Source organism: Shimazuella sp. NTD248 (genome assembly GCF_059510395.1).
The window spans coordinates 225,767-251,824 of the sequence record NZ_JCAJZT010000001.1 but is presented as its reverse complement, the minus strand read 5'-3'; the positions used below and the strand labels follow the sequence as shown (position 1 = coordinate 251,824).

The window sequence follows — 26,058 nt, the reverse complement described above, 5'->3', positions numbered from 1 at the left end:
AGCTGCAATGACTCAAGTTTTATCCTCAGTAATTATTTGAATATAACTTAAACTTACTTCTATGATATCTAATTTTTTTGAATATACACATATGAGCCTTATGATTAAGACGAATCATAGAAATTCACTCCTATTTATGCTTGGATATAGGAAATTATCCAGAAATCCAATATGTAATCCAAAAAATAGACAAAATTCATTTGTTACGCAAGGCGAAATATTGTTCTATTTTTAGTAAAATATAGAAAGACAATTTCTTTAATTTTAATATTCATTCTTTTCTTGTTAAAAATAATAAATGCAGAAGAATAGGAGGAAGACTATGTTCTACAAAATAGTTACCATGTATGGGAATATGGAAGACCCCGAGAGTTTTTATCATTTCTATCGCAATACTATGGTCCCCAAAATATTGAGCTTAGAAGGTGTATTGAAAATTAATGTAAATAGACTCTTTTATGAGTCTTTAGGCAAAGAGGAATCTGGTGATTCGGTTAAATCTAAGTATCATGTTATGGGAGAACTGTATGTAACCGATATACATCTATATATGGAGTCATTTCGTAATAGTGACGCAGGTCAAATCGTTGCTTCCTTTCTTACAAAAGATGCTATCGATTATGTCAGCTTTTACACCGCATTTGAAGAAACATTTGAAAAATAATTGAGAAATGGATGAAAAGTGACCCACATTGGTATTATCCCCAACAGGTAGAACAGAACATTTAAGAAAGCGAAAGATGCAATGATCCACTCAGATCAAGGAACTCATTACACACAACCTGACTTTCAAAAGTTAGTCAAGAAAATGGGATTTCGTCAGTCCATGTCAAGAAGAGGAAACTGTTGGGGATAATGCTACTCAGAAATCTTTCTTTGGCCCTCTTAAGGATGAAGCTTCTATTAAAGTATGTTCAACTTAGATGATTTAAGAAAAGAAATTAAGCAATAGATGACCTACTGTAACCATTAAGATACCAATGGAATCAAAAAAAGATGACCTCTGTTCAATACAAAGATCATCTTCTTAAGGTTTCTTAGGCTTTTTTTTAGTGTCCTTTACATAGGGTACATTTACAATTTCTCAGAAGTGACTTTTCTTCAGTCAAAAAACGACCTCAGAAAAAAATCAGAGGTCGTTTTTTTGTTATCAATCATAAATTGCGTATGAGTCATCATAACCTGATGAATTATCAAGTGTCATGATATAAATTTCAGCTTTCCCATTAGTCCCATCTTCTAAAAATTGAATCCAATAGGTACCACAAGACCCTGCGGTAAGATGATAGTAACTATTAGTTAAATAATCATCTGGATCATCTGGATCATAATCCATGATATAAAAATTTTCTGACTTACTTGATGTATTGCATACTTTGATATAATCTGTGGCATGTGCACTATCTACAGGTGTAATATAATGAGAACCACTGTAATGTACCTTCCCAGACCATAATGGTTGCCAATTACCAGAATCTGCAAATACTAATGAAAACGGTGACACTAGCGCGAAAAGCAAAGAAAGAAATGGAATTGAGATCTTTTTGAAGCTCATGATGCCTTCCTCCCTGTTGTCATATAATCGTTTACAAACAATTAAGTAAAATAAAAACAGGTGACATTCGCTAGAGGTTTAATCCTCTTGGGGATCATTATATATGAAAATAGAATAAAAATCTAATATTAAATCAATAGAAATATATTATAATATATGGTAATTAATTAGATTAATATCCATTTTGCGAAAATATACCTAGATCTCTATGCAACTTACCAGTGGGTAAAGATACTTTTATATCGAGGAATATAATCCAGAAACAAATAAAGATGTATGTAACTTCTAATTATCTAGAAGCCGGGTCTTGTGGTACAAGGGACATTAGAGCTTATCAAGAGGTCTTTTTTGTTTTTGTGGCTTTAGCCAGTTGTGTACAGAGGAAAGTCATCCTCTATATGAGAGGATGACAGTCGGTAATATCAAAAATCTCTTCCTAAGTTTGTGGGGAACTTAGCTATGGAGGAATAAGAATCGGAACTTTAGGAGTAGAAGTGTATCAAGAGAGACTCAGAGGCTATCTATAATTATCTTATTTTGGGATTTTTACATTGAATTATAATATAATTTCATTGATTTAGTATTGGCTTTTTATTTTATTTTCGTATATAATTAATTTCCAAGAGAGTTATCTCTAATCCATAATTCGTTTCTATTTGCCTAGTTTTTGTTACCGCTTACATTACAAACACCAGGGGGAAGACAGAATGAATTTAAAAAAGACCGTAGTGACATTTTTTGGTTCACTTTTCGCGCTATTGTTACCGCTTTCATCAGCATTTGCAGATTCTGCTGGATGGCAGTTATTGACTAAGGAACAGGTACATTGGAACTCTACTCTAAGTTATTACATCACAGGTGTAGATAATGCACATGCTTCAGGAAATGTATTAATATGCCTTCGCTCTGGTGGGGAAACTTATTTTTATATTAAGGAATATGACCCAGATAATGCAGATGATAATATAACCTATAAGTATACTACCCCTACTTCATACACCGATTCGTCACATTGTGTATCATATGATATTAGTGCTTGGCAAGATGGATCTAATAATCAAGCAGAAATTTATGTTCAAACAACGAATAAGAATGCCGTATTCGCTATTTATGACTGATAACAAAACAACCTCTGGAAAAATCAGAGGTTGTGCTTTATTTATTTTTTAAAAAATTGAATTATAATATAATTTTTTATTTAATGTCGGATTCTATTCTATCTTTATATATTATGAATTTTCAAGAGAGTGATTCTCTTATTCGTATCACTTCCATTTATATTTACCTAGCTTTCATAAGCGTTAACATCACAACAGGGAGGAAGACAGAATGAATTTAAAAAAGTCCGTATTCTCATTTTTTATTTCCATTTTCGCACTAGTGTTACCGTTTTCATCAGCATTTGCAGATTCTGCTGGATGGCAGGCAACGAGTGTTTGGAGTAAGGGAGTACATTGGAATTCCACTCTTAATTATTATATTACAGATGTAGATGGTGCACCTGTTTCAGGAAATGTATTAATATGCCTTCTCGCTGGTGGCGGAACTTACTTTTATGTAAAGGAATATGATCCAGATAATGCAGATGATTATGTATCTTATAAGTATCTTACCCCTACTTCATACACCGATTCGTCACATTGTGCAATGATAGATATAAGCTCATATCAAGATGGAACTAATAATCAAGCCGAAATTTATGTACAAACAACGAATAAGAATGCTGTATTCTCTATTTTTGATTGATAACAAAACGACCTTTGACAAAAAATCTGAGGTCGTTTTGTTTCTTTTTATATAAGATGTTCAATTAAGTTGATTCTGTGTTGTCAGTGCTTCATTTGGAACCGTTATCGATTTTGCACCAAACTTAAAATTATGCGTTTGGTACTCATCTGTTTTGATCATATCTCCAGTTTTTTCTTTTGCATCGATTGAAGAGACCTCATGTTGCTCTACTCTCTGAGTGAGAAGTGTTTCCTTATCTATCGTAACTTTTACGGTATACAGAGGTATTTTTCTTATGACACTGACATCCACAAAGCCTTTTCCACCTTTACCAGAGCCCATGATACTTGTTTTTTCTTCTTGATCGGTCAAAGTAAGTTCAAGTACATATGCATTTGGTGTCTGTGTGAGTTTTACTTGTTTTTGCTTGGATTTTAAGTCTGCTAACAAATAGGTAGGGTCAAGGAAATTGGGACTTTCATACAACGTTTCGGAAAGCGTTGAATTTGTGGGCTTTCCTTTTTCCCAACGATCAGTACCATCTGTGTCCCAATCGAAATACCGTTTATAAAGAATGCCGTTTTTTACATATATTTCTGTTTGGGTGTCAGGATCTTTTTCTTTATCAGTGGTGCGCTCTTCATGAATACGTTCATAGAGATGATACTGATTGCGATCAATAAAAGTAAAAGATATCTGATCAGCCTTTACGATATGATTGCGATAATCGGAATTTTTATTTTCTTCGTCAGAAGTATATTTCTTCGTGTATTCCACTTGAAAACTTTTCATCTTTTCCATGGCTGCTGTTGACTTATCGATTGCCTCTGACACGGAAGTGATCGATTTGGGTGGATTCTTTTTAGGAATAACTGAAGATTTGGCATGAGAAGAACAAGCGCTTAACAGGAATAAAGTTGCGATGCAAGGTACAATCCATTTTTTCATTGTGACAGTTACTCCTTATTTAGGGATAACCTATTATAGGCATAGCCAGGGTTATTCGTATATGATCATTCCGTCATTTCGTTTAGATTAGAAGTTTGAATCAGCTTAGATGTAAAAAGAAATCCAACATGACAACACAAGAAAATGGAACAGAAGAGTATTGAAATTTGCTTTATATAATGGAGATATCAGCCCTCTCTCTTTTTTATACCAAGAATATACTATCTTAAAATCTTGTAGTCTCAATCAAATAGAGAGAGGGAATAAGGATGAGAAGATTTGTTCCAAAATGTCATATCGTTCAGTTTGAAGTGTGCAACCCAGTTCACCCTGCAAAGAAACCTCCACCACCGCCGATACCACCTCCACCTCCACCACCACAGGGATGTAAAGTGGTTCAAAATCGTGTAGAAATGGGTTGCCCTAATGTTGTATCTTTTCCTAAAACACTAAAAGTTCCAGTAGTTCTTGCTGAGTTATCCCTGCAAATGTGTATTGATGTAGATATTACTTTAGAGCAGCCAGCATTGGAGATTAAAAGAGTAGAAAAAGATGTTTCTTTGGATGAATGTAAATTAGTTCCTACTTCACGTAAGAATCACTTTAAACTTTTTATATCAGGTTTTATCCGCAAGAACATTGAATATGCAACTGCCAGACCAGGTACCACAAATGCCAATGCAATTTGTGGCAGTATTCTCCATACTACTGCTCATGTTCCTTTCAGTTGTTGTACGGAAGTTACATTTGAGGGAAAACTTTCCCCTGATTTTTTTGCATCAAGTGATACGGAAGCTAGATTTTTAGATCAAAGTAGCAGAAGGTCTAAGCTTGATCAAAAATTATTTGGCAATTCCGTTCATTATAATGAGCAGCCATACTGTGAGCTGGAAGCCTTTGAAATTAATGAATTCGATCTTGCTAAATTCGATTCATCTGTTCCTCTAGCTAAAATCCCAAATGAGCGTATTTTTATCACTGTGCAAGAAAAGATTGTATTGGATCTACTAGTGAAAATACTACAACGCCAGCAAATCCCTATACCTTGTAAGCATGGTCATGAAGAGGAATGTGAACATGACCATGAAGAAGACCATGGTCATGGGAAAAAGTGTAAAAAGAAGCATAAGAAGAAATGTAAGCATGACTATGAAGAAGAGGAAAATGAGGACAGTTGGGAATGTGAGCACGACCATGAAGAAGAAGAGGAATGTTGTGACCACGGTCATGAAAAAAAGTGTAAAAAGAAGCATAAGAAGAAGTGTAAGCATGACTATGAAGAAGAATATGAGGATAGATGGGAATGTGAGCATGACCATGAAGAAGAAGAGGAATGTTGTGACCATGGTCATGAAAAAAAATGTAAAAAGAAGCGCAAGAAGAAGTGCGAGCATGACAACGATGAAGAAGAGGAATGTGAGTATGAGCATGAAGAAGATGATGAGGAATATTATGATCATGGGCATGAAATAAAGTGTAAGAAGGATGAGAAGCATGAGCATGAAGAAGAGAAGTGTCATGATCGTGGTCATCAAAAAAAGTGTAGAAAGAAACGCAACATAAATAAGCGTAATCATGTAGAGAAATACGAGAATAGATGTGATCATAGGCATAAAATAAAAGGTAAAAAACAGTGGGTAGGAAAGAGTATAAAGAAAAATAGAAAAAAACGCAGATAAGACTGTTGAGGTTTTCTCAAGAGTCTTTTCATTTTAAGAAACATGTACGATAAAATGTCTCCAGCATCGATGACAGTTTAAGGTCTAGTCTTGTTAAGTTTGCCAATTTAAGAGCATCTCCAGCAGCATGTATGGAAAAGTATCCGTTGTTTTCTTAACGAGTGAAAGCTATTTTTTACCTAGAGCGAAAATAGCTTTCACTCACTTCACTAAAGTAAAAGAATGACCAAATACAGAAAATGGCTGGATTTCTCAACTTGCGCTTTTGTTGGCTTTAATATTCTCCTTTGATGACAAAAAACGAGCCCCGAATGGTTCCTGCTAGTTTAGACTTTTGCCTAGCAAACTTAAACTTCCCTTCTAACTCCTTCGGTACCTCCATCCCCTCAGAAAGCTTAAAACCAACGGCTCGTTTCTTAGAGTTATCAACGGTATACATAACATTGACTGCAAGGCCGTCTTCATAAAAGACGTAGGTAAATTGGATATTTTCCACTTGAAAACGCGACGTTTCCAATGGCTTAGCTGCAAACTCAATATCGCGTTCTTCTTTCAAAATTCGGTTCATATAATCAAGGGATTCCTGGCTTTCGCTAGCTGGTAAAACTGTAAATTCATGTTTATATTTGTTCATAAAGTAACGAGCTTCATTCGCACGTAAACCAGCAAGAGCTTCGACTACAGGTGAAGTCTCTAAACCAACCGTAGACACCTTTTTAAAATCAACAATATAGGACATTTCCATCCCCTTTTCTCTCTTTATTTTCTAACAACAGGAATCCACATCTCACCAAAAACGAGACCGTTCCGCTGACCCATCTCAACCGTTGCATTTGGGCCACCAACATAGGCAAAATGCTTTGCTTCTGGCAAGACTTGACCGAAGGCAATGCCAGTAAGTTTTTCATTCAATTCATCAGCGGTTTTCCCTTCCCCTTTTACAACTAGGTATTCCCCCTTAGGAAATTGGATAACTCTGGTTTCTTCCGGTGCTGATACCGATATGGATGCCTCTGTCATGACGCCGGCATAATGCATCATTTTGTTATTCACTGCTTCGTTCACAGCAAAAATGTAGTCATTTGTGGCTACGGTTTTTAAAGTTTCCAGTGTTCCATCTCGTTTGACAGTCTGCCAAAAGTCTGACTTCTCCTTATCTAAGCCTGTAAAGTCTGTAAGCTCCGTTCCAAAACCTAAAACAGTAAAGCTGTCTTTTTCTTCTAGGGTATAATCTGCCATATTCTACACCTTCCTCTTTTGACTTGTTTCCTGCACTTGATAGATATATGATAATCTTAAATCATGTCAAAAAATGATACTATTTAGGAGTCCCGATGAAAAAAGTTGAACGGATTAATATTATCATGAGATATATCAACAACCGCTCCCACTTTACTATTTCTGAAATCATGCGTGAATTTAACATCTCTCGTTCGACAGCTATTCGAGATATCAGAGAAATTGAAGACATGGGAATGCCACTCGTCTCTGAAGTTGGAAGGGACGGGGGTTATTTTGTCATGCACAACTCTGTCCTGCCCGTTGTTCGCTTTACCGATAATGAGGTCAAAGCTCTTTTTATTGCCTTTATGGCCACAAGAAATCAACAACTCCCCTATTTAAAGAGCCGTCAGTCTTTAGCAGAAAAATTACTGGGACTGATCTCAGAAAACCAACAGGATGATCTCGTTCTTTTAAATCAGATTTTGCTTTTTGAAGGAACCAACCCCCATAACCCCGATTTACTTGAGCTTTCAGATCTCCCACACCCCATGTTAGAAAAACTCATCCAACTCCTTCTTTTGGATAGCTATTTATGGATTACCATCAAAGAAGAGAAGGTAATAAAGTCTTATCCCATTTATCTCTTGCACCTCTATCGTGAAAAAAGCCTTTGGCTGATTGAAGGTGTTGACTTAAAGCAAGAAAAGAAAAAGATTTTTCCTGTTGATCATCTCATCGAGATCAAGCCCTACCCGACAAAAAATAGAATAAGTAAGAAAAAGATATTAGAAAAACTAAGTAAACAGGAAGAAGGTATCAACCTTGTCCTTGAACTTGGTCCAAAAGCGATTGCCCAGTTCAAAAAATATCATCCATTAAAAGTTTCCCTTTCCTATACAAATCCTTACCAAACTACAGCCATTCTAAAAACTTTTATCAATGTTTATAAGCCCGAAGAATTGTCGGAAATAACAAATTGGTTACTTTTTCTAGGTGAGGATATCAAGGTCAGGGAAGTGGCAGAAGAAATCTTAGTAGTTTTACAAGAGAGATTAAGCTTATACTGTCCATAACAGTTGTAGTTAAAACCTAAATAATATGGAGCTTGGCCAATTTCTCTTTATGATCGAAACACTGCTAATATGTCTTGAAAGGAGTAAAAAATGCACATTCACTTTATTGTTCATGAGTTGTTTGAGGGGCCGGGAGCATTTCAGACATGGGCTGAGACCAGAGGATACAGTTTTGGATTTTCAAGGGTTTATGCTGGTGAAAAACTACCATTATCCATAGAGGGAATTGATCTATTAATTGTACTGGGTGGTCCTCAAAGTCCGAGTACAACGATGGAAGAGTGTCCTCACTTTGATGCAGCTTTAGAAATAACATTGATAAATAAATGTATAAAAGCTGGTAAGGCTGTACTAGGTGTTTGCTTGGGCGCACAGCTCATTGGGGAGTCCTTGGGTGCAAAGTACGAACATAGTCCAGAAAAAGAAATAGGTTGTTTTCCCATAACCTTTACAGAAGAAGGGAAACAAAATCGTAAATTTCCCCATTTTGGCAATACCATTGTTGTCGGGCACTGGCACAATGATATGCCGGGGTTAACCGAAGATTGTAAAGTAATTGCCTATAGTGAAGCTTGTCCGAGGCAGATTATTGAATACCAAAACTTAGTCTATGGCTTCCAATGTCATTTGGAGTTCAATCATGATTTGGTGGAGCTCCTGATTGAAAATTCAGCAGCTGAACTATCCAAATTCAGTGACCAAAGATTCGTTCAGCAGCCAGAACAACTTCGAAAAAATGATTATAAAGTAATGAATGAGAATTTATTTATATTTTTGGATAAACTCGTAATGGACTATAAAAAAATTACATCTGAGTAACGTGATGGGATTCGGCCGAGGTAGGGGGAGTTGATGCGCTAATGGCGTTTGGCTCCATGCCTCATCTATTGCCTAACAATAAATGATCTCCAAGTGCATAGTGGTCATTTGTTTTCTACTGTTATTTATTTCATCCAGAGTGATACTAAATTTTTTTGGAGAAATCAGCATATTTTCCAGAGATTTGAAATATAGTTTCCTCCTTCTAAGCAATGGTATAACCGAATGTCAAACCAGAAAAAACATATAAATAAAGGGAAGCTTAGGCTGTAATGTTTAGTTTCTAGGCATCAACATGACTACAACTCCAATTACACAAATACCAGCTCCAATCCAGTCATATAAATCTGGAGTTTTTTTGTCGATTCCCCAACCCCAGAGAATGGAGAGAACAATAAAAACACCTCCATATGCTGCATAAACACGACCAAATGAAGGGAAGCTTTGAAAAGTAGCGATAACCCCATACAACGCTAATATAATCCCTCCTGCTAATCCCCAATAAAAAGGTTTTCCTTCCCGTAGCCAAAGCCAAATTAAGTATCCCCCGCCGATTTCCGCTAATCCAGCAAGTAAAAACAATACTACTACCATCATCAAACAACCTTCTTTCTCTCCCTTTATCAATATAAAGGCGATTGAAAACTATTTTTCATTTACATTACGACTAACCCTAATACAAAAAAAGCAGCTTATCAACATGGATTTCATGTCAACACAACGGAAGTTTTTTGATGTATGCAGAAATTAAATATAACAATATCTATATTCTGATACCTCCTTCTACGAAATAAATATAAAAAAGCCACCCTGAGGGCAGCTCTTCACACATCTGATGTGTGGATAATAACACATAGACTGAACTAATATCTATTTGTAACTTTAAAAATCACTGAGCAGGTACTAGGAAGAATTTTTCAGGTTCCTGTGAAACAACTAACCATTCTTTTTGATCGCTGGTTAAGTTTAGATACCAAGCATTATTCTCATGTTCAATAACGTAACCATCCTGATATGGTTTAAAACTCCATTTGTGAGCACTAGAAGCTCTATCCAGATAGATAAAATTGTACCAAGCACTATTGCTGTGATTAATCGTAAAAGAATTATATCCTCCATGTGTTGATGCCTTCATTTGAATAATATATTGACCGCTTGTACCACTTTCGATTAAATGGACTGGTGTACCATATGGATATTTTTCGCTAGATCCATCTCTACCCGATAGACGAACATAATCCCAATTGCTCCAACCATATAATTCATAAGTTAAAGCTCGTTTTTGATTGTGTGCTGGAACGATATAGTAATCTTTATTAGTATCAATGTTTACTGCTTCTGCATGGACTGTGCTGGTCGATGGAGTTACAAGTAATAAAGAGAAACTAAAGACAAAAGCAAGTAGAATAGAAAAATATTTTTTCAAATTCATACCACCTTATATAATATTTACCATCTACTAATATTTTATCAAATCGGAATAAAATGTAAATAATTATTTTGTCAATGGAGAGTTCATTGACAATTTTTGTCATTTTTCTGTACAGCTCGCTGAGATTTTCTAATATCAAAAATGCAATTATTTGATCGTGTTTTCAATTTGTGATTTGAAGTGGATGACTTTCTATGATTTTGCCCTCAAATAGAAAGCAAAAGAGCTGCCAAATGGCAGCTCTCTGCACAACAAATGTTTCAAGTATTTATGTCTATCCTCAGAACGTATGTGTCATTCTAGCATAGATAAAAGGCAAGCTATCACTGTAAATAATCATGTTAGCTGGCTTTTTTTGTATTTTTTATCGACAACTCAGTTCTTCTGTTTTGGGATAGGTATAACTATTTTAGTGCCATCATTGAGTCATTTTTTGATACATGATGACTGTTTAACGTTGGATTGTTCCATAGGAATGGAGATAGTCCTTTGTTTTTTACACTTTCTTCCCATTAAGAAATAAAAAAGCAAGAAATTACTTTATACTACTAGATATAAACATGGAGGCATCTTGACTCATAAAAATACGATTACCATGATAAAATGTTGTAATTTCAATGGATTTAAATCCAACCTCGGATAATCTTTTTTTCAATTCTTCATGCGAAAAACCATTATGAACTTTCGGATGATTTATTTTGTCGTTTTTGTCAAAATCAATAATAATTAGCTTGCCGCCATCATTTAAAATGTTGAACAATTCTTGTAAAATTCTTTTTGTATCTGGAATATGAAGAAGGACTAGTGACATTAAAATTATGTCTGCCTTGAGTTCAGGAGTATGTTGAGTAAAATCTGAATACAATACTTTTGAATTGGTAATACCTTGGAGAGAAATTTTAGCCTTCGCAACCTCCAACATTTGGTTTGATGAATCAACCAACAAAATAGAATCTACTAAATCTGATAATTCTAAACTTATGAGACCAGTACCACTCCCATAGTCTATTAAAGATTTTGATTTACCATTACGTAATTCTGATCTCACTTCCTTCACTATCACTTTAGCTAATTCCATTCTTTCTTCTGTATCATATTTTTTTGCCATCTGTTCAAAAACGTTATTTTCCATGTTTCACTCTCCAATTGATAGCTGCATAGTAATCAAATTTTACCCTCAAACCTTTTCGTATAGACCTTGGTGGGAGTAGAAAGTCATCCTCATATAAGGTTTCTGCAAACTTTTTTGCAGTTGATTAATTTGAAATTTCTAATGTCTATATATGGATATAGAAATGCCTCTAAAATTCTATTCTACCATTAGGCTATATTATAGAGCTGCACTCTCATCAATCGGATAAGAGTAAGAAAGATCATACAAAGAAACATTTGCAACTCTTCGTAGAGAAACTTAATCAAAATCCTTTGATCAGAACTTATAGATACAGCTCGTAACATGGTTTTCTTTGAAATGTAAGCATAACGGTTTTATACCCATATTCTGATACCTTCTTGCATAAAAATAAAAATGTCAATTGTAAATGAATACATGTATAAGAAGCAGGGAGGTAACTATGTCAGGGATCATAACTGCTTTATCTCTTCTCATCAAAGAGATGATGGTTTTTGTTTCGTTTATTAAAAGCAATGCTTTTCCACAACCATTGTCCGAGCAAGAAGAAGAACTAAATTTGAAAAGGATGGCAGAGGGAGACAGCTTTGCTCGAAATCTTTTGATTGAACACAATTTACGCTTAGTGGCTCACATTGTAAAGAGATTGGGAACATGAACCGATGTAAAAAAATTGTGATGAATGCGAGGTTTGAGCTAGGACTTGTACCTGCTTCGATGAACAATGTGGTGTGGAGAAGGAGATTGTGGAGGAGAGGGAACCGAGGATTCGTCTTGAGTGAATGTGGGACAAGCCACATATTTGTTGAATGGTCTAAGCAAGATGTATTTTGATATAATAGATATCTAACATCCATCGATTCATGGGAGAACTCATGGTGATGAGCGGTGCGAACATCACGGTCTCCAAGCGTTTTGCCGATGACGATATCATTCGTTCTGTGCATCACGCGATCTTGAAACATGCTTCCTACGAACGGGGCTTCCGGAACTTCCTGTCTGACAACTACCCGGGATATCTGGAGTATAATTCGTTCGTACGGACCGTTCTGGAGCAGGTCAAGACCGAGAATCCTGGCGCATCGGATGAGGAACTCGATGAGCCCTTCCTGGAGGCGTTCAAAGGTGCGTTCGGCACTCTGATCAGCGCCTTCATCGATCATCGTCATCGTGAAGCTTGACACCTGTGGGTCGGGCTGGGTTTGTGCGAAGTGATTCGTGCAGGCACAGCCCGCAGCAAATCTAATGGAATTCGATATATAAAAATGAAAGTGATTCAAAGTTCTTGGATCACTTTTTCTATTTTTAGGAGTTATGAGGGTTCCTGTTTTAATCCGCAGGATTATTTCCAATTTGTTGGTCAAATTACGGTTAGTTGTTCAAAGCTGATTTAAGTCTATTCATTCGATAAATTCGCTGAAATGAGATAAATATGTCTTTACAATGAGACCCACTTGACCTATGTTAAAGAGAATGCGCATTGCCTGCTCACGAGAAATACGTAGAAAATCAAACATCACTAGAAGTAATTGGGAGAAAGGTAGAGCAAATACAGTGGATTATGTGGAAGCAAATATCGTGGATATTTTAATACAACAAGAAAAAGTAGCAATCTTTGTAACGGGGACACCGGGGAGTGGCAAAACAACCTTTGCTGAACAATACCGTAATCATTTTCCTGTCATTAATCAAGATGCAATCACAGCAAATACGCTGCCATCAGAACAATTGCTACAGCCAGCGATGGTGGCTCTCTTCACTCCATCATCAAGAGAACAAGCACTTGATCAAGTGAGTGAATATATCCAAAGTAGAACTTCTTTTTTGTTGGAGATTGAAGGGGAAGATATCGCATATATACAGGAAACCATTTTACGGGCAAGAAACTATGGATTCACTATAGGTCTGATACATATTAAAACCCCGCTTGAGTTATGTTTACAACGGAATGCAAATCGTAAGCACTTCGTGTTTCCCGAGCGAATCATCGAAGTCCACCATAAAATGGAGCATTCTTGGGAACAACTCGCCCCTCTCGCCGATCTGAGCCAAGTAATTTCGATGTACAAATAATAAAGATATCCAACCAATAAAGAATGTCATTCAACTTAGATAGAGAGGCGGAAACAAAAAATGGAGCAAGTCGCAACTAGATCAAAAACCATTGTGGACATTCTTATCCCTAAGCAACCAGCAGCTATTTTTGTCACTGGAGTAGCTGGCAGTGGCAAGACGACTTTTTCAAAAAAATATCGTGATCAGATTCGAGTGATTGATTCCAAGTTAATTCGGATGAGCAAGCTGCAACAAATTCCTTTGTCGCTTGACCCATCTACCGTTTCGCTTAAAGCGATCTCTTCGCTGGCGAAGCAGCAAGCCAAAATTGATGTGACGGAAAGCATCTTGCTGCGTCAATCATTTTTATTATCCTACACAGGAAAAGACATTGATTATATGAAAACAACAATTGCTGATGCCAAGCGCCATGGCTTCTCTGTTGGGCTTGTGCGTCTAAAAGTGCCATTAGAGCTATGCTTACAGCGAAATGCACAGCGTGAGAAGTTTACAGATCCTGAACATATCATCGATTCACATCAATGGTTGGATCAATCTTGGCAAACCCTTGTCCCACTTGTTGATCTCACCCAAGTGATCCAAAACTATTCATAATAAAAAGAGGGATGAACCGTATCATCCCTCTAAACTTCTCAGACCGCCGTAAGTTCCTTATTCCCTGCGATTACCAAAGCTGGTCCTACTCCCTCAATAAAAGATTAGAGGATGAGAGAACAGTGGAAGAATTTATCCATTCAAAATACTTTATACCTGTATTTTTACCATCCTTATTATAATTAAAGGAGGTTATTACATGAAACAATACAAACAGTTAGGTATAGAAATTAGTGGCACTATCTATGCAGAGGATGGACATACAAACATTAACCAAGATGAGTTTTTAGATAAATTTATTGAGTTTGTGGAGAAAAATAACTGGTTGTATGGAGGAGTAACAAAGCAAGTAGATGAGGATGGAGAGGAAGTAGAATAATTAAATATCTGTTACTCGTAAACTCAACTGCTCACTAGGATCAAAACTTTGGCGAAATTGTTTACTGGTAAATATTTTATCGGCTAACCGCACTCCATCAACACTCAAGTTTTATCAAACACAATTTGTACGTTTCGTCTTGTGGTGGTATTGATCCATACGATAGGACCTTCGCAGGATGTACCACCTTCGCCATACCAGATATCCTCTTGTAAAAAGGTTCCATATGATCACCTCCTAGTAATGGTAATCTACTTTGCGGGTAACGAAATCTTTGCTGATATAGAACCGAAATTATTTGTATCCGTCGTGGTGAACTCTAAAGGAGACGATAAAATTTGGATAATAATGATAAGACAATTAAACGATTTCGTGTAAGACTCCGATAATGCTGAAAAAACCTTCGATTTCCAACCACACTTGAAGAGCGAACTCATCGAGGTCAGGCCTTTAAAGGAAGAAGATTTCACAGAGCTCTATACCGTGGCATCGGATCCACTCATTTGGAAACAGCACCCTCAAAAGAGTCGATACAAAGAAGATGAGTTTAGGATCTTTTTTCGTGATGCTTTGAACTCTAAAGGAGCGTTGGTGGTGATTGACAATAAGAAAAATTGTTTGATTGGGTCGTCCCGCTATCATGGCTACAAAGAAGAGCGAGATGAGATCGAGATAGGGTGGACTTTCCTTGCCAGATCTCACTGGGGAGGCACATATAACCGAGAACTGAAACGACTTATGTAAGGGCATGCGTTCAAGTTTGTCAACACCGTCATTTTTTTGGTTGGAGCGAACAATTTTCGTTCACAACGGGCTATGGAAAAGATAGGAGGAGTGTTGTCAGGGGAGAGGCAAGACGCAAGTGGACTAAAGAGTCTTGTTTATCAGATCGGATAGCATCACCAAAATAAGAGACATCAGCCGTCCGAATGGATAGCTGATGTTTTTTCTTTATGTAGGTTATCAGAATCATGTAAAATAATGTTAAAATATTTATAAGTGGTAAAATTAGAGAGTACATGATTTTACAAGGAGATGAAAAACATGTCAAATAAAAAGGTATTCAATGCAATGCGAACTTTTATTAATGGGATGTTGAAAGAGGCAGAACGACAAAGGAGGGCCGCTCCTTGTAGAGAATTGTATGATTATTGTGATGGTCATGTAAGTGCGCTTAGAAACGTGCTTAGAGGAATTGAAGAGATGGAGAATGATCCATATTTAAATAGTTAAGTAGTGGTGGACACAGTTGATATATTGGTGTGTATTTCTATAAGGGGTACTTGGAGATATGTGTAAAAATAGGACATGCCAAGGAATATTATCCAAAGTAAATTGAGTTCTTGTTTGAATCGGATAAATCCCCTATAATTTTGTTCAGTAGCTTTGATTTTGGTACACGTGTTTCTTTAGACTCATCCATTCAGAATAAAACGTAGCTGCCTTTGGAGGGAATCCAAGTATTTGACCTAATTTGAAATGAAATTCACTGGAAATATAGGCGCTGATTCATCTTATGAACCAACACTCTTAACCGTGGATATTTTCGTAAACGTAAGATTTCATTGGCGGTATAACTTGAGATATCACTGTTTGGATTGTATGAAAACGCTGGTTTGTACCCATTAAAAAAGGCATCAATATCATTTAGTGTCATGCAAGTATAGTCAGATAAAAGTAGTGTTTCTCCTTCAATAAAAAAAGCCCAATGATGGGCTTATTTCGCTTCTATCGTAAAGTGTATTTCCTGATCTAGCAAGAAATTAGGTTTATACACTAGGTCATATGTACCTGGTTTTGCATCATATTTTACTTGTCCAGATATCTTCTTTCCTTGATTTACTTCTCCTGAAAGTGGAGTATAGTTCATTTCACCGAAGTATTCCTCTACTTTATTGCCATTATTATCATAAAGATTGAAATCAGTGTTAGAGAGAAACCATGAGGTTGTTCCATTATTTGCGCCTTTGATTTCTAGAGTGAGAACTTTCCCGCTTTTGGTCTGAGAATATTCGTCTGGATTTCCAATTGTAGCTGCTGAGATGGTTACTTCTGTATCTGAAATTTTGACGGTGTCGCCAACTTTATACCCTCGTTCTCTTGTAGTCTCTTGCTTCGTTTCTTGTTTTGGACTGTCGCTATTTACCTTTGAAACTGGTTGATCGTTAGGAGCAAAAATAGCAACGATAATAATCAGAGCTATAATACTAACAAAACTCCAAAGTACAATTTTACCGATTTTTCTCATACTTCGCACCTCGAATTAATATTATGTATTTTCTGATATCAGAGCTATATCATATCACTCTTTTGACGGAATAGATCATATTTACAGAAAATATTCCCTTAAAGGGTGAAATAATAAACCGCCCCTGATTGTTACTAAGAGGCGGTTTATTTAACCTAGTTTCTTTTGTAGGTCTTTTACATCTTCATCCAAGTCATTTACTTTATCGACGAGCGACTTATTGAGTATGAAAATTTCTTGTAGGGTGTTAGCTGTTGTTAGAAATCCTTCTGCCATAATTTCTGACATTTCATTGAGTTGGCTCTCAAATCGATTATGCTGAGAGTTCAACAATACATATCCAGTTTCGGATCGATCTTCCACGCTCACAGCAGTCTGCTGAACAGCTAACAATTCTTCCCTTGTTGGTAGTTGCTTTATATTTTGATCCATCTGATCCATGCGCATATTCATATTCTGTACTTGTTCCAATACTAACCGCATCATCTGCATTAAATTATCATTTTCATTCATTCGCTTCACCACCTGATGAGTCTATTATACAATTATTCGGATTCATCAAACGATTTCCCTTTTACTATTTAAAACATAATGATGAGAATGGAAGATATTGTGTTGAGTGCTATTGGAAATTATCAAGGGGTAGATACCCCTATATTGGATGAACAAAAAATTAATACCAATACAACGCACTCCTAATTGCCACATGAGAGTGTGTTTTTATTTAAGGAACTGTATTGGTCAGTAACAGGATTTGTCGGGGATGATTAGCAATCCATCTATCGTTTCGCAGGTAGTGATATTCAGCTATTTAATAAATTTGATAAGTTTTTTGGTACCCATGAGCTTTTAAAAATCGAAAAAACATATCGTAACTCGCAAGAACTGATACATATAGCTGGAGATTTTGTTATGAAAAATCCAAGTCAATTCAAAAAGAAATTGACTTCCCAAAAAACAGCCTAAGATCCTATTAAAGTTATCGGTTATCAATTGCAAATTCATGGATCCTTGGAAAACAGAAATTGACAACAAGGGTTTTGTAGGATGTACGAATTACCCGATGTGTGATTATTCATTAAACGATATAGATGTACTAAGCGAAGATCGGAAATGTAAATCTTGTGGTGGATTTTTGATAAAAAAACAAGGAAAGTATGGGGAGTTTTTAGGTTGCAGTAATTATGATTTGTGTAAAAATACAAGAAATATAAACGAGAAAGACCCAGTTAAAGTATAAAAAATCTATCAGTAAGGAAGGTTTGATAAAAGCGAAATCATTTGATCTCGTTTTCTTCGTTCACAATCATAGTGGCCTAGAAACTATCAGTTAGGATAATATGATTATATCGAACAGTAAGAATTGTATGTGTGGATATTATATTAGTGAATATTATGAATTTTTATTATATACTGGATCTAAGGCTGATATACAGCTTTCCGTTAATGAGAGGACTCGCATCATGCAGGTAACCAGTACTCGTGTTGAGATCAAGGACGAGGACTTCACGACAAAGGTTCAGGATAATATCATTACAGGTACAGATGGAATCGAGATTAAGTATTATTGGGCTGACTATGCGATGTATGGAAAGGGAATCGAAATCCACCTCAAGGAAAAAGAGACTGATGAGGCAGGGGAAGAGTCTGAAGTTTGGTCCTTCTATCAGATTGTTGGATCTGGTAAGACTTCGAACCCGATTCATGGGGTAACCTTCGTCAATCAAGCAAAGCAGTGATCTCAATTCGTATTACTGATTAGCGGGACATGTCTGGGCAGTGTACCTTGCTGTCCAGACACCTGAATATAAGGAAAATATATAAATGAGAGTCATCCAGTGGATGGCTTCTTTAGTTTGCATAAGGGGTGTTTTCCAATGCTCAAAACTAGGGCCAAAATTAAAATCAGAGATCGAATGGAGACCGTCGTCGATATCAAAAGGATTACCAAGTGTTATCAGGTGATGTACAGCAAGAAACAAGGGGAGCTCGTGCCGTTTGAGGATGCGGAAAAGGTCGTCTTCCATTAATGTAGAACTGACGACACTTCTTCATCTATATGAATTTACAATTGTATACAGTCCGGGCAGTTGTGGAGTCTCATCGCTGGAAGCGAGAATCTCAACAAACTGTCCGGTTTCTCCGTACAACTAGAAGTTGTCAGAGACAAGATGGCCTTCGAGAAGAGTTTATCGAACTTGGCAGGGATGAATGCCATTCCGAACCTGCTTGTTCCACTTCCTCTTCGCTCGTCGTGGCACTCGCCTTGAGTCTCGAATGAAGCTTGACTTGGTCATGCCGAACGAACTTGCGAATGCTCCGCTCTCATAGTAACCGAAGCTCAGGAACTGCTCATTAGGATCTTTGGTGACGAGAGTGATCTGATCACTTTTGATCTCCACGAACCAGAACTCGTTCCGGTTGTTTTCGACGTATTCCTTGAGTTTGCTGATGGTGGAAGTGTGATCCATCATTTTCTCTCTCGAAGGTGAAGTGGTGGTTTCGACTCATTTTATCATAAAAAAATACAAGTTCCATCCAAGATAGATGTGAGAAAAGGTCGTCAAGATCTATAGGGAAGTATTCGAATAATATTTTAGTCGTTTTTACCATGTATCAAAAACGACCGTTTTTGGTACGTAACAAGATAAGTTTTGAAAAACTTGATTTATAAAGGTTCTTTTTGTAACAAAAATGTATAACAAAATTAATTGTAACTATATCTAATATTCACCCTTTTTGGTGCAATAAAAGGAGGATAAAACAAGACAAGGGTGTTGAAAATGAAATTTGTTGATTTTGAATAGTAAACTCAAAAGTGTAAAATTCGTTTTCTTTTCTCGGATCGATTCGATGGTGTTCATCACAACTCTGATTATCAGAAAAATTATTTCATTTTAAAATAGACAGGATGATATAATTGAAAAGTCTGATAACAGGAGGGTGATATAAATGGAAATCCATACATGCTCAAATTGTGGTTCAGTTTATGAAGTTCGTCATCATTCCGTCCTCTATCATGATAAGGACACAGAGGAATGTGAAGTGTAAATATTGTGAAACACGTATGGAATCCCAAGGTGCTGATTAGGTTGAGGCTTATTTGTAACAAATCATGTGTGTAAAAAGGCGGATTGTAGAGCTGGTTATGAATCATGCGTTGATATAAGAGGTAGAAATGTATCTGGTAAGCATCGATGGTATGAACCATCTAAGTATACCAGCATCCGGCGACTGAGGGATAACACAACCATATAATGGAAGAAGAGTGATCATGGAATTTACAATGAGCCAATATGTTATTAATACTAGAGTGATAAGGGATAAGTTTCTTCATCTTCGAAGATCAGTAGATTTGGATTTTATCCCACATATAGGTATGTCGCTCAGCTTGGATGGAGATGATTTTGATCATGACATAGAGCGAGTTATTTATGATGTGAAACAAAAGCGTTTTACGATTGTTTTTGAAGACATTCGTGCACTGAACACAGACCAGTATGATAAGTTTGTTAGCCGATTGAAAAGTAATGGTTGGAAGGAATTTAAATATCAACCTTGAGGCTGTTGTGATCTAATCAAATAATGAAATCTAGCTAAATCCCGCTAAATCCCGCATTTTTGCCCATCCCCCTGAAAAGGGTAAATAAGAATTACAATAAATGGAATCTATCTGACTGACGAGAATACGAACCGCCTCATGGGGGTAAGTCCGAGATAACTCCAAATCCGGCACGATAGATAGAAAAATGTAAACATTAGTAATGGCAAGGGTTTATAGTTCATGTTCAAGAAAAGTATAGTAAATTAGAAAAATGACTCAGTTAAGGGAATGATGAGATGAAGAAAAAAGGAAAATACGGGATAGATGCTCCCTATGTCCCGTTGATGTTTTTTGCTTTAGGTTTGGTGTTCGTTTCATTTGGTTTAGTTTTCATTAGTCAAAGATATTCATGGGTTTATTGGCTCTTCATAGTGGGAGTTTTCTATTTAATATGTGGGTCTATTTATTTACATTCGACTTTTCGGGGAAAGTTTAATATTTGGGAAAAGATCTTTGATCATCTATCCATTCATCCAGATTCAGAAATATTGGATTTAGGGTGTGGCAGAGGAGCTGTTTTGTTGATAGCTGCTAAACGGCTTGGGAGTAAAGGGAAAGTAGTGGGTGTTGATTTATGGAGAAGCATAGATCAGTCTGGTAATAATATAAACGTTACAAAACATAATTCAGTATTGGAGGGTGTCGAAGATAAGATTGAGTTGAAGACCGCCAATATGATGGATTTGCCTTTTGAAGATGAGCGTTTTGATTATGTGACGAGCAATGTTGCCGTTCACAATATTAAAGATCAAGCAGGAAGAAAAAAAGCTTTAATAGAAGCCTATCGTGTATTAAAAAAAGGCGGAACCCTTATCATAGCTGATTTAAGAAAATCAAAAGAATATGTGGAAGTTTTAAATTCGATGGGGATGAAAAATGTTCAAATGAAAGATGCCGGGTGGCAAGGATGGTGGTCTGGCCCGTGGGTACCTACAAAGATTATTAGCGCCAAGAAATAAATTGACGAGTTTCCTTACAAGGGGTCTCGCCAACATTTTGTAAAAATCCTACGCCAAGGCTCAGAACCAGCATCTGAACGACGAACCGTAATTTGACCAACAGATGGAAATAATCCTGTGGATTAGAACACGAATCCTGTCATTAGAAAACCACACGATCTCTAAGAGCATAGAGGTCATGTGGTTTGATATTTCTATTTATTTTATACGAAGCGAGGAAACAACATCGTTCCATGTTCCGTTACCAAGCTTTATCTTGGTAAAATCAGAGTATTTCCCTGGTTTCAGTTTCAATTTCTGTCCTCCGTAGTTGATGTGTTCATATAATACAACTCCATTGCCACCAGACACTTTAGCAGATGAAGCAACATCATTCCAATTCTTTTTGCCAAATTGCAATTTGTTATCTTTATTGTCTACGAGGGTACTATCATTGGAACAGAATTGGATGGAACGACCCTTGAAGTTTACATGTTCATACAGTGTTACACATGATTTGTGGTGGTTGTGATGATTCCCGTGATGGTGATGATCACGATCATGGTCATGATTGTTAGGTGCGGCCAATGACGTAGCTGGTACAGCTAATGCACAAGCGAGAGCCAAAGAAGACAACACAGCAATACTTTTTTTCATCAAAACAACTCCTATTTAAATATTATGGAAATTCACACTTTTATATTATATGCGAAAAATTTTAAATTATCAACCGAACAAATACAATTTCTGATTAGGATCAAAGTTAAGCCGAAACTGTTTATGCGTTATTACGGTGCCATTTGTATGTATGCCATCAACACTCACAGTTTGATCAAACATCACTTGTACATTGCGAGATGTGATGGCATCGATCTGAGTGGTAACACCTGCATATGGTGTTTGATCTTTGCCGTACCAGATATCATTCAATTGCAGAAGTTCCATTTGATCACATCGCTAGTCGTATCGAAAAATAAATTGTACGTTAGGCATTTCTTTGACACAATATACTATATCACCTGTACGTGAACGAAGCGTACATGGAGGGGCAACACTGGAAAATAATCCTATATTCCAAAGTATGCATGATAGCTCCTATTTAGGACATCATATAGTCAAGAGTACATAACGATTAAGCCCAACCATATATATCTTCATAAGGTGTATATGAGGTGAGCGAAGATCATGTAAGATACTTTCAACAGGTATCTTGCATGATTGACCGAACCACTACGAATGAGCGGTATAATGTCTTTGTTATGATCGAAAGGTCATAGCCAGACATCTTATCGACTCAGCGTAGTGGCTAGGTAGATCGTTATGTACTCCCATTTGCATTTGTTCTTAGATTCAGTGACAGAGTTGTTGTTTAGCTCTCAAGATTCGTAAACAAAGAACAATTCCTTTCCCAAAGTGCCTATTTTGTTCAAACACATAGTTGGATCTAAATATTAACATTGTCTTGCGCTACAAAAACATCTAATTTATGCAGTCGAAATCTATGAAAAAGATCATTTTTTCTGCTATATTGCTTTGAGTGGCCACCACCGTAAAATTCAATAAATGAACTTGAGTATAAATTAAAGTGACTTATTCAGTGATGGATAGGTCATTTTCTATTGCATGGGACAAAGTCTCTATTTCATAAATTGGTATATATCAAGTAAAGGCGGTGTTTGGATGAAACGAAAAACAGATCCCGTCCAATTTGTATGGGTTCAAAACCAACCTGAGAGTCATTCAACAGAGTTAGAAGAATCCTTAGAAGCAAAGAAACGGGTGATTCAAGTCTTGATGGAAATGGCACTAACAGAACAGCAGGAAAAGCCAGTTCATCTGCTTGGATGAAAAGATACTTAATGAAGAGGAGGGAAGGGGAGTGAAAACAGCCATCTACGCTCGTGTATCTACAGGATTGCAAGCAGTAGAAGGGACGAGTTTAGATACACAGGTGGAGATGTGTACGGACAAGGCGCATGTACAAGGGCTTTATCATTTGGAAGTTTACAGAGAATCTGGTGCATCAGGAGAGGACATCGAGCGTCCAGAGATGGATCGGCTTCGGCAAGATATGGCGCAAGGGAAGATAAATAAAGTGATTTGCGTTCATCCTGACCGCTTAAGTCGTAATTTAGTGGATAAATTGATCGTATGTGGAGAGATGGAGCGTCACGAAGTAGAACTTATTTTTTGTGATGCAGAGTATCAAAATACACCGGAAGGACAGTTATTTTTCAATATGCAGTCTGCTATTGCTCAGTATGAGTTATCCATGATACGAAAGCGAACCAGTAGAGGGAGATTAAAGGCTGTCGAAAAGAAAAAGAAGATTATGCCGATGCGTTCTGCTCCTTTTGGTTACGATTTGGTTAATGCGCAGCTGGTGGTCAATGATACAGAATCAAAGGTTGTACAGCAAATATATGAGTGGTATGTGTATCAGCATCTTTCGTATCGAGAGATTGGCCGCAAATTAGGTCAATTGGGTGTATTACCAAAGAGAAAAGAAAGTAAAAACTGGAATCGATCATCGATTTATCGCATTTTATCGAGTGAGGTGTATATAGGAATCTATCACTATAATCGCCGTAAAGTGAAGAAACTAAAAGGCGAAAAAACAAGCAATGGAAATCCCAAAAAAACATATGAATACCGGGATGCTTCTCAGTGGATCACCACCGAAGTTCCAGCCATTATCGATAAAAAACTGTTTGAATCAGCACAACGACAGAAGGAAAAGAATACGACCAATAAAGGAAATAATCGCTTTTCGTATCTGCTCAAAGGTATGATCCGCTGCGGTCATTGCGGACGAATGTGGAGTGGTACGACTTACTCTGGTAGAATAAATGAACAATCAGGGAAAAAAGAGCGGTATCGCTGTTACCGCTGTCCCAATAAAAATCCTCGGAAATTTGGCGAGGGTGTGGAAAAATGCCCAACAAAAACGCTTCGTGCAGAAGTGATAGAAGAATATATATGGAACCTCATTATTCGTTCCATTGTTGATAAAGATGAGATTGTAAATCAGTTAAAAGAAGCATCAACTCAGCACAATCAGCGATTATTTGATACGATAGGGGCAATGAAAAAACGGATGACCGAAAGGGAGAAAGAGCGGGATAAAGTAAAGATCATGTTTACTCGTGAAGTGATCTCCGAAGACGAAATGTTTCGTGATTTGAGTAAAATAAACAAAGATATCAATAGCTTGCAGACAGAGCTTCAAAAGCTCCAGCATAATCTAGAAGCACAGCAACAAAATGAGGAAGAAAAAGAACGCATAAAAATGGTGATTGATTTCTTAGGAAGATTAGTGGAAAAGGAGACAGATATTCCTTTTGAAAAGAAAAGGTATATCATTCAATCTTTAATCGATGAGATTATCCTCACCTTTAGCAACGATCAGACGAATTGTGAAGTGACCTGTGTCGGGCACCTGGACACATTACTCGGTCGAATTGACATCGTTTCACGTTCACAACATGAAAAAGTTTGAGAATACAGGAGAAGACGCAGAAGATCTTATATCGATTGGGACGATTGGTTTAATTAAAGCAATTGAATCATTTCAACCCAACAAAGGAACCAAGTTGGCAACCTATGCTGCTAGGTGCATTGAGAATGATATTCTAATGTCTATAGTGTGGCGTAGGAGGGCAAGAATAAATGGATGGTTTCGTGTGAGTGTTGGAGGCACTCACACGAAACCGAGAATCCTGCTGTGTATCATAATTTTTATATTCAAAGATAAACACTGATCTTTATAGTAACAGAAGTCTTTTTATTATTCCCAAGGGTTTTTTAGTGTTAGAAAACTAGCCAATACTTTGCTTTCTTCTCTTCTTAATTTACGGATTTCTGCTCTAGCAGGTGCTGTTTCATGTAACTTAACTTCTTCTTCTGTTTCTGGAATCACGGCAGGAACAGAGATAGGTCTGTTATCTTTGCTAAAAGCAACAAAAGTTAGAAATGACGTAGCTGCTATTTTTCTCTCTCCATTATATAAATCTTCTTTAATAACTTTCACGAACACTTCCATAGAAGTATTTCCAGTCCAGGTAACATAAGCTTCTAAACTAACCGAATCAGATGGTCTAATTGGATGTAAAAAGTCCACAGAATCAGTGGAAGCAGTGACTACTGTTTGACGACAGTGTCTAGTTGCGGCTATGGATGCAATATCATCAATATATGCCATTAATTTTCCGCCAAATAAGGTATTGTGATTATTGACATCAGTGGGAAAAATCCTTGATGTTTTGTAGCTTCGAGATTCTCTTGAAAATCGTTTTTCCATTTCCATTTTCCTTTCAATAATATATTCATTATTAATTCTATAAGTGGCTACTTTGGTATTGATGTCTTGCTTTTTTCAAATATTATAGCAGAAGAAACCAAACAAGAAGTAGTTTGTTTAAAGGTGGAAGAAGGTTGGATGCACTTTTCCATCAAGAATTTCAATATATGACGAGTGAGTATGAGAAAAAGCTGGAAAACCTTAAACTTCAAGGAAGTCGTTCCAGACGGGGGAATTTCTATGACAATGCTTGTATCAAATGTTTTTTCTTATTTGGGGTAGAACCACATGCCCATCAAGCTAAGAAAACGAATACCCTTTGCTGAAAC

Annotated in this window: 33 protein-coding genes and 3 pseudogenes; 24 read left to right on the top strand and 12 right to left on the bottom strand. The window is 36.8% G+C overall.

The features are described from left to right. Positions 1-322: 322 nt before the first annotated feature. Both AC5WOE_RS01370 and AC5WOE_RS01365 read left to right on the top strand, forming a co-directional pair. A complete protein-coding gene (locus tag AC5WOE_RS01370; RefSeq protein ID WP_496051723.1) occupies positions 323-664 on the top strand; it encodes an EthD domain-containing protein in 342 nt (113 codons plus the stop codon). Positions 665-736: 72 nt separating this feature from the next. Further along, positions 737-1,041: pseudogene (locus tag AC5WOE_RS01365) on the top strand (IS3 family transposase); the annotation flags it as partial. A gap of 109 nt (positions 1,042-1,150) precedes the next feature. On the opposite strand, the gene AC5WOE_RS01360 reads toward AC5WOE_RS01365, so the two are convergent. Then, positions 1,151-1,555 (bottom strand): YndA family protein, encoded by a 405-nt coding sequence (locus AC5WOE_RS01360; RefSeq protein ID WP_496051722.1) that lies wholly within the window; start codon positions 1,553-1,555, stop codon positions 1,151-1,153. Between the two features lie 707 nt (positions 1,556-2,262). Here AC5WOE_RS01360 and AC5WOE_RS01355 point away from each other — a divergent pair. Further along, positions 2,263-2,673, top strand: coding sequence for a YndA family protein (locus AC5WOE_RS01355; protein WP_496051721.1), 411 nt, complete (start codon positions 2,263-2,265; stop codon positions 2,671-2,673). Positions 2,674-2,884: 211 nt separating this feature from the next. Then, positions 2,885-3,301, top strand: coding sequence for a YndA family protein (locus AC5WOE_RS01350; protein WP_496048197.1), 417 nt, complete (start codon positions 2,885-2,887; stop codon positions 3,299-3,301). A 60-nt stretch (positions 3,302-3,361) separates the two neighbouring features. Here AC5WOE_RS01350 and AC5WOE_RS01345 read toward each other — a convergent pair whose 3' ends face one another. Next, positions 3,362-4,231, bottom strand: a complete 870-nt coding sequence (locus AC5WOE_RS01345; RefSeq protein ID WP_496051720.1) for a DUF6612 family protein — start codon at positions 4,229-4,231, stop codon at positions 3,362-3,364. Positions 4,232-4,500: 269 nt separating this feature from the next. On the opposite strand from AC5WOE_RS01345, the gene AC5WOE_RS01340 reads away from it, so the two are divergent. Then, a complete protein-coding gene (locus AC5WOE_RS01340; protein WP_496051719.1) occupies positions 4,501-5,910 on the top strand; it encodes a CsxC family protein in 1,410 nt (469 codons plus the stop codon). A gap of 274 nt (positions 5,911-6,184) precedes the next feature. On the opposite strand, the gene AC5WOE_RS01335 is transcribed toward AC5WOE_RS01340, so the two are convergent. Continuing rightward, positions 6,185-6,649 (bottom strand): DUF8821 family protein, encoded by a 465-nt coding sequence (locus tag AC5WOE_RS01335; RefSeq protein ID WP_496048194.1) that lies wholly within the window; start codon positions 6,647-6,649, stop codon positions 6,185-6,187. A gap of 20 nt (positions 6,650-6,669) precedes the next feature. Then, positions 6,670-7,149, bottom strand: coding sequence for a GyrI-like domain-containing protein (locus AC5WOE_RS01330; RefSeq protein WP_496048193.1), 480 nt, complete (start codon positions 7,147-7,149; stop codon positions 6,670-6,672). A gap of 95 nt (positions 7,150-7,244) precedes the next feature. On the opposite strand from AC5WOE_RS01330, the gene AC5WOE_RS01325 reads away from it, so the two are divergent. Both AC5WOE_RS01325 and AC5WOE_RS01320 read left to right on the top strand, forming a co-directional pair. Continuing rightward, positions 7,245-8,207, top strand: coding sequence for a helix-turn-helix transcriptional regulator (locus AC5WOE_RS01325; RefSeq protein WP_496048192.1), 963 nt, complete (start codon positions 7,245-7,247; stop codon positions 8,205-8,207). Between the two features lie 90 nt (positions 8,208-8,297). Continuing rightward, positions 8,298-9,026, top strand: a complete 729-nt coding sequence (locus tag AC5WOE_RS01320; protein WP_496048191.1) for a type 1 glutamine amidotransferase — start codon at positions 8,298-8,300, stop codon at positions 9,024-9,026. A 276-nt stretch (positions 9,027-9,302) separates the two neighbouring features. Here the strand turns inward: AC5WOE_RS01320 and AC5WOE_RS01315 are convergent, their stop codons facing one another. From AC5WOE_RS01315 to AC5WOE_RS01305, 3 genes are all read right to left on the bottom strand, one after another. After that, complete coding sequence (locus AC5WOE_RS01315; RefSeq protein ID WP_496048190.1) at positions 9,303-9,623, bottom strand: YnfA family protein; 321 nt, start codon at positions 9,621-9,623, stop codon at positions 9,303-9,305. A gap of 292 nt (positions 9,624-9,915) precedes the next feature. Further along, entirely contained in the window at positions 9,916-10,452 is a 537-nt protein-coding gene (locus AC5WOE_RS01310; RefSeq protein WP_496048189.1) for a hypothetical protein, read from the bottom strand. A gap of 541 nt (positions 10,453-10,993) precedes the next feature. Next, positions 10,994-11,590: a class I SAM-dependent methyltransferase gene (locus tag AC5WOE_RS01305; RefSeq protein WP_496048188.1), complete on the bottom strand. Its 597-nt coding sequence runs from the start codon at positions 11,588-11,590 to the stop codon at positions 10,994-10,996. A 442-nt stretch (positions 11,591-12,032) separates the two neighbouring features. Here AC5WOE_RS01305 and AC5WOE_RS01300 point away from each other — a divergent pair. The 7 genes and pseudogenes from AC5WOE_RS01300 to AC5WOE_RS01270 all read left to right on the top strand — a co-directional run. Then, positions 12,033-12,236: pseudogene (locus tag AC5WOE_RS01300) on the top strand (RNA polymerase subunit sigma-70); the annotation flags it as partial. 235 nt (positions 12,237-12,471) lie between these two features. Continuing rightward, a complete protein-coding gene (locus tag AC5WOE_RS01295; RefSeq protein ID WP_496051718.1) occupies positions 12,472-12,771 on the top strand; it encodes a hypothetical protein in 300 nt (99 codons plus the stop codon). Positions 12,772-13,051: 280 nt separating this feature from the next. Continuing rightward, positions 13,052-13,663 (top strand): AAA family ATPase, encoded by a 612-nt coding sequence (locus AC5WOE_RS01290; protein WP_496048186.1) that lies wholly within the window; start codon positions 13,052-13,054, stop codon positions 13,661-13,663. Positions 13,664-13,723: 60 nt separating this feature from the next. Next, entirely contained in the window at positions 13,724-14,260 is a 537-nt protein-coding gene (locus tag AC5WOE_RS01285) for an AAA family ATPase (protein WP_496048185.1), read from the top strand. Positions 14,261-14,459: 199 nt separating this feature from the next. After that, entirely contained in the window at positions 14,460-14,639 is a 180-nt protein-coding gene (locus tag AC5WOE_RS01280; RefSeq protein WP_496048184.1) for a hypothetical protein, read from the top strand. Between the two features lie 420 nt (positions 14,640-15,059). Beyond that, a complete protein-coding gene (locus AC5WOE_RS01275) occupies positions 15,060-15,383 on the top strand; it encodes a GNAT family N-acetyltransferase (RefSeq protein ID WP_496051717.1) in 324 nt (107 codons plus the stop codon). A gap of 300 nt (positions 15,384-15,683) precedes the next feature. Further along, positions 15,684-15,872 carry a hypothetical protein gene (locus AC5WOE_RS01270; RefSeq protein ID WP_496048182.1) on the top strand — a complete coding sequence of 63 codons (189 nt, stop codon included), beginning with the start codon at positions 15,684-15,686 and terminating at the stop codon, positions 15,870-15,872. Between the two features lie 484 nt (positions 15,873-16,356). Here the strand turns inward: AC5WOE_RS01270 and AC5WOE_RS01265 are convergent, their stop codons facing one another. Further along, complete coding sequence (locus AC5WOE_RS01265) at positions 16,357-16,887, bottom strand: DUF4352 domain-containing protein (protein ID WP_496051716.1); 531 nt, start codon at positions 16,885-16,887, stop codon at positions 16,357-16,359. 150 nt (positions 16,888-17,037) lie between these two features. Further along, positions 17,038-17,400 (bottom strand): hypothetical protein, encoded by a 363-nt coding sequence (locus AC5WOE_RS01260; RefSeq protein ID WP_496051715.1) that lies wholly within the window; start codon positions 17,398-17,400, stop codon positions 17,038-17,040. 490 nt (positions 17,401-17,890) lie between these two features. Between AC5WOE_RS01260 and AC5WOE_RS01255 the strand changes: the two genes are divergently transcribed. The 6 genes from AC5WOE_RS01255 to AC5WOE_RS01230 all read left to right on the top strand — a co-directional run bounded on the left by AC5WOE_RS01255 (position 17,891) and on the right by AC5WOE_RS01230 (position 21,450). Continuing rightward, positions 17,891-18,127 (top strand): topoisomerase DNA-binding C4 zinc finger domain-containing protein, encoded by a 237-nt coding sequence (locus AC5WOE_RS01255; RefSeq protein ID WP_496051714.1) that lies wholly within the window; start codon positions 17,891-17,893, stop codon positions 18,125-18,127. A 223-nt stretch (positions 18,128-18,350) separates the two neighbouring features. Further along, on the top strand, positions 18,351-18,626 hold the full coding sequence (locus AC5WOE_RS01250) for a hypothetical protein (protein ID WP_496051713.1): 276 nt from the start codon (positions 18,351-18,353) through the stop codon (positions 18,624-18,626). A gap of 138 nt (positions 18,627-18,764) precedes the next feature. Continuing rightward, entirely contained in the window at positions 18,765-18,917 is a 153-nt protein-coding gene (locus tag AC5WOE_RS01245) for a hypothetical protein (RefSeq protein WP_496048177.1), read from the top strand. A 41-nt stretch (positions 18,918-18,958) separates the two neighbouring features. Beyond that, positions 18,959-19,168 (top strand): hypothetical protein, encoded by a 210-nt coding sequence (locus AC5WOE_RS01240; protein WP_496048176.1) that lies wholly within the window; start codon positions 18,959-18,961, stop codon positions 19,166-19,168. A 993-nt stretch (positions 19,169-20,161) separates the two neighbouring features. After that, the gene (locus AC5WOE_RS01235) at positions 20,162-20,449 is read left to right on the top strand and encodes a hypothetical protein (RefSeq protein ID WP_496051712.1); all 288 of its coding nucleotides are present in this window, start codon (positions 20,162-20,164) and stop codon (positions 20,447-20,449) included. A 278-nt stretch (positions 20,450-20,727) separates the two neighbouring features. Beyond that, a complete protein-coding gene (locus AC5WOE_RS01230; RefSeq protein ID WP_496051711.1) occupies positions 20,728-21,450 on the top strand; it encodes a methyltransferase domain-containing protein in 723 nt (240 codons plus the stop codon). Between the two features lie 198 nt (positions 21,451-21,648). On the opposite strand, the gene AC5WOE_RS01225 is transcribed toward AC5WOE_RS01230, so the two are convergent. Next, complete coding sequence (locus AC5WOE_RS01225; RefSeq protein ID WP_496048173.1) at positions 21,649-22,086, bottom strand: beta/gamma crystallin family protein; 438 nt, start codon at positions 22,084-22,086, stop codon at positions 21,649-21,651. A gap of 69 nt (positions 22,087-22,155) precedes the next feature. Next, the gene (locus AC5WOE_RS01220) at positions 22,156-22,374 is read right to left on the bottom strand and encodes a hypothetical protein (RefSeq protein ID WP_496048172.1); all 219 of its coding nucleotides are present in this window, start codon (positions 22,372-22,374) and stop codon (positions 22,156-22,158) included. 735 nt (positions 22,375-23,109) lie between these two features. On the opposite strand from AC5WOE_RS01220, the gene AC5WOE_RS01215 reads away from it, so the two are divergent. From AC5WOE_RS01215 to AC5WOE_RS01205, 3 genes and pseudogenes are all read left to right on the top strand, one after another. Next, positions 23,110-23,277, top strand: a complete 168-nt coding sequence (locus AC5WOE_RS01215) for a hypothetical protein (RefSeq protein ID WP_496048171.1) — start codon at positions 23,110-23,112, stop codon at positions 23,275-23,277. Positions 23,278-23,308: 31 nt separating this feature from the next. Further along, the gene (locus tag AC5WOE_RS01210) at positions 23,309-24,928 is read left to right on the top strand and encodes a recombinase family protein (RefSeq protein ID WP_496051710.1); all 1,620 of its coding nucleotides are present in this window, start codon (positions 23,309-23,311) and stop codon (positions 24,926-24,928) included. Next, positions 24,915-25,094 (top strand): annotated as a pseudogene (locus AC5WOE_RS01205) (sigma factor); the annotation flags it as partial. The gene AC5WOE_RS01210 and the pseudogene AC5WOE_RS01205, both read left to right, overlap by 14 nt. A 122-nt stretch (positions 25,095-25,216) precedes the next feature. Here AC5WOE_RS01205 and AC5WOE_RS01200 read toward each other — a convergent pair. After that, the gene (locus AC5WOE_RS01200; protein ID WP_496048169.1) at positions 25,217-25,729 is read right to left on the bottom strand and encodes an acyl-CoA thioesterase; all 513 of its coding nucleotides are present in this window, start codon (positions 25,727-25,729) and stop codon (positions 25,217-25,219) included. 134 nt (positions 25,730-25,863) lie between these two features. Between AC5WOE_RS01200 and AC5WOE_RS01195 the strand changes: the two genes are divergently transcribed. After that, on the top strand, positions 25,864-26,055 hold the full coding sequence (locus AC5WOE_RS01195; protein ID WP_496051709.1) for a hypothetical protein: 192 nt from the start codon (positions 25,864-25,866) through the stop codon (positions 26,053-26,055). Positions 26,056-26,058 lie beyond the last annotated feature (3 nt).

Bases quoted from the DNA above. Each gene is read 5' to 3' on its own strand.
- AC5WOE_RS01370 (WP_496051723.1), top strand. From the start codon at position 323: ATGTTCTACAAAATAGTTACCATGTATGGGAATATGGAAGACCCCGAG.
- AC5WOE_RS01360 (WP_496051722.1), bottom strand. From the start codon at position 1,555: ATGAGCTTCAAAAAGATCTCAATTCCATTTCTTTCTTTGCTTTTCGCG.
- AC5WOE_RS01355 (WP_496051721.1), top strand. From the start codon at position 2,263: ATGAATTTAAAAAAGACCGTAGTGACATTTTTTGGTTCACTTTTCGCG.
- AC5WOE_RS01350 (WP_496048197.1), top strand. From the start codon at position 2,885: ATGAATTTAAAAAAGTCCGTATTCTCATTTTTTATTTCCATTTTCGCA.
- AC5WOE_RS01345 (WP_496051720.1), bottom strand. From the start codon at position 4,231: ATGAAAAAATGGATTGTACCTTGCATCGCAACTTTATTCCTGTTAAGC.
- AC5WOE_RS01340 (WP_496051719.1), top strand. From the start codon at position 4,501: ATGAGAAGATTTGTTCCAAAATGTCATATCGTTCAGTTTGAAGTGTGC.
- AC5WOE_RS01335 (WP_496048194.1), bottom strand. From the start codon at position 6,649: ATGTCCTATATTGTTGATTTTAAAAAGGTGTCTACGGTTGGTTTAGAG.
- AC5WOE_RS01330 (WP_496048193.1), bottom strand. From the start codon at position 7,149: ATGGCAGATTATACCCTAGAAGAAAAAGACAGCTTTACTGTTTTAGGT.
- AC5WOE_RS01325 (WP_496048192.1), top strand. From the start codon at position 7,245: ATGAAAAAAGTTGAACGGATTAATATTATCATGAGATATATCAACAAC.
- AC5WOE_RS01320 (WP_496048191.1), top strand. From the start codon at position 8,298: ATGCACATTCACTTTATTGTTCATGAGTTGTTTGAGGGGCCGGGAGCA.
- AC5WOE_RS01315 (WP_496048190.1), bottom strand. From the start codon at position 9,623: ATGATGGTAGTAGTATTGTTTTTACTTGCTGGATTAGCGGAAATCGGC.
- AC5WOE_RS01305 (WP_496048188.1), bottom strand. From the start codon at position 11,590: ATGGAAAATAACGTTTTTGAACAGATGGCAAAAAAATATGATACAGAA.
- AC5WOE_RS01295 (WP_496051718.1), top strand. From the start codon at position 12,472: ATGAGCGGTGCGAACATCACGGTCTCCAAGCGTTTTGCCGATGACGAT.
- AC5WOE_RS01290 (WP_496048186.1), top strand. From the start codon at position 13,052: ATGTTAAAGAGAATGCGCATTGCCTGCTCACGAGAAATACGTAGAAAA.
- AC5WOE_RS01285 (WP_496048185.1), top strand. From the start codon at position 13,724: ATGGAGCAAGTCGCAACTAGATCAAAAACCATTGTGGACATTCTTATC.
- AC5WOE_RS01280 (WP_496048184.1), top strand. From the start codon at position 14,460: ATGAAACAATACAAACAGTTAGGTATAGAAATTAGTGGCACTATCTAT.
- AC5WOE_RS01270 (WP_496048182.1), top strand. From the start codon at position 15,684: ATGTCAAATAAAAAGGTATTCAATGCAATGCGAACTTTTATTAATGGG.
- AC5WOE_RS01265 (WP_496051716.1), bottom strand. From the start codon at position 16,887: ATGAGAAAAATCGGTAAAATTGTACTTTGGAGTTTTGTTAGTATTATA.
- AC5WOE_RS01260 (WP_496051715.1), bottom strand. From the start codon at position 17,400: ATGAATGAAAATGATAATTTAATGCAGATGATGCGGTTAGTATTGGAA.
- AC5WOE_RS01255 (WP_496051714.1), top strand. From the start codon at position 17,891: ATGGATCCTTGGAAAACAGAAATTGACAACAAGGGTTTTGTAGGATGT.
- AC5WOE_RS01250 (WP_496051713.1), top strand. From the start codon at position 18,351: ATGCAGGTAACCAGTACTCGTGTTGAGATCAAGGACGAGGACTTCACG.
- AC5WOE_RS01245 (WP_496048177.1), top strand. From the start codon at position 18,765: ATGCTCAAAACTAGGGCCAAAATTAAAATCAGAGATCGAATGGAGACC.
- AC5WOE_RS01235 (WP_496051712.1), top strand. From the start codon at position 20,162: ATGGAATTTACAATGAGCCAATATGTTATTAATACTAGAGTGATAAGG.
- AC5WOE_RS01230 (WP_496051711.1), top strand. From the start codon at position 20,728: ATGAAGAAAAAAGGAAAATACGGGATAGATGCTCCCTATGTCCCGTTG.
- AC5WOE_RS01225 (WP_496048173.1), bottom strand. From the start codon at position 22,086: ATGAAAAAAAGTATTGCTGTGTTGTCTTCTTTGGCTCTCGCTTGTGCA.
- AC5WOE_RS01220 (WP_496048172.1), bottom strand. From the start codon at position 22,374: ATGGAACTTCTGCAATTGAATGATATCTGGTACGGCAAAGATCAAACA.
- AC5WOE_RS01215 (WP_496048171.1), top strand. From the start codon at position 23,110: ATGAAACGAAAAACAGATCCCGTCCAATTTGTATGGGTTCAAAACCAA.
- AC5WOE_RS01200 (WP_496048169.1), bottom strand. From the start codon at position 25,729: ATGGAAAAACGATTTTCAAGAGAATCTCGAAGCTACAAAACATCAAGG.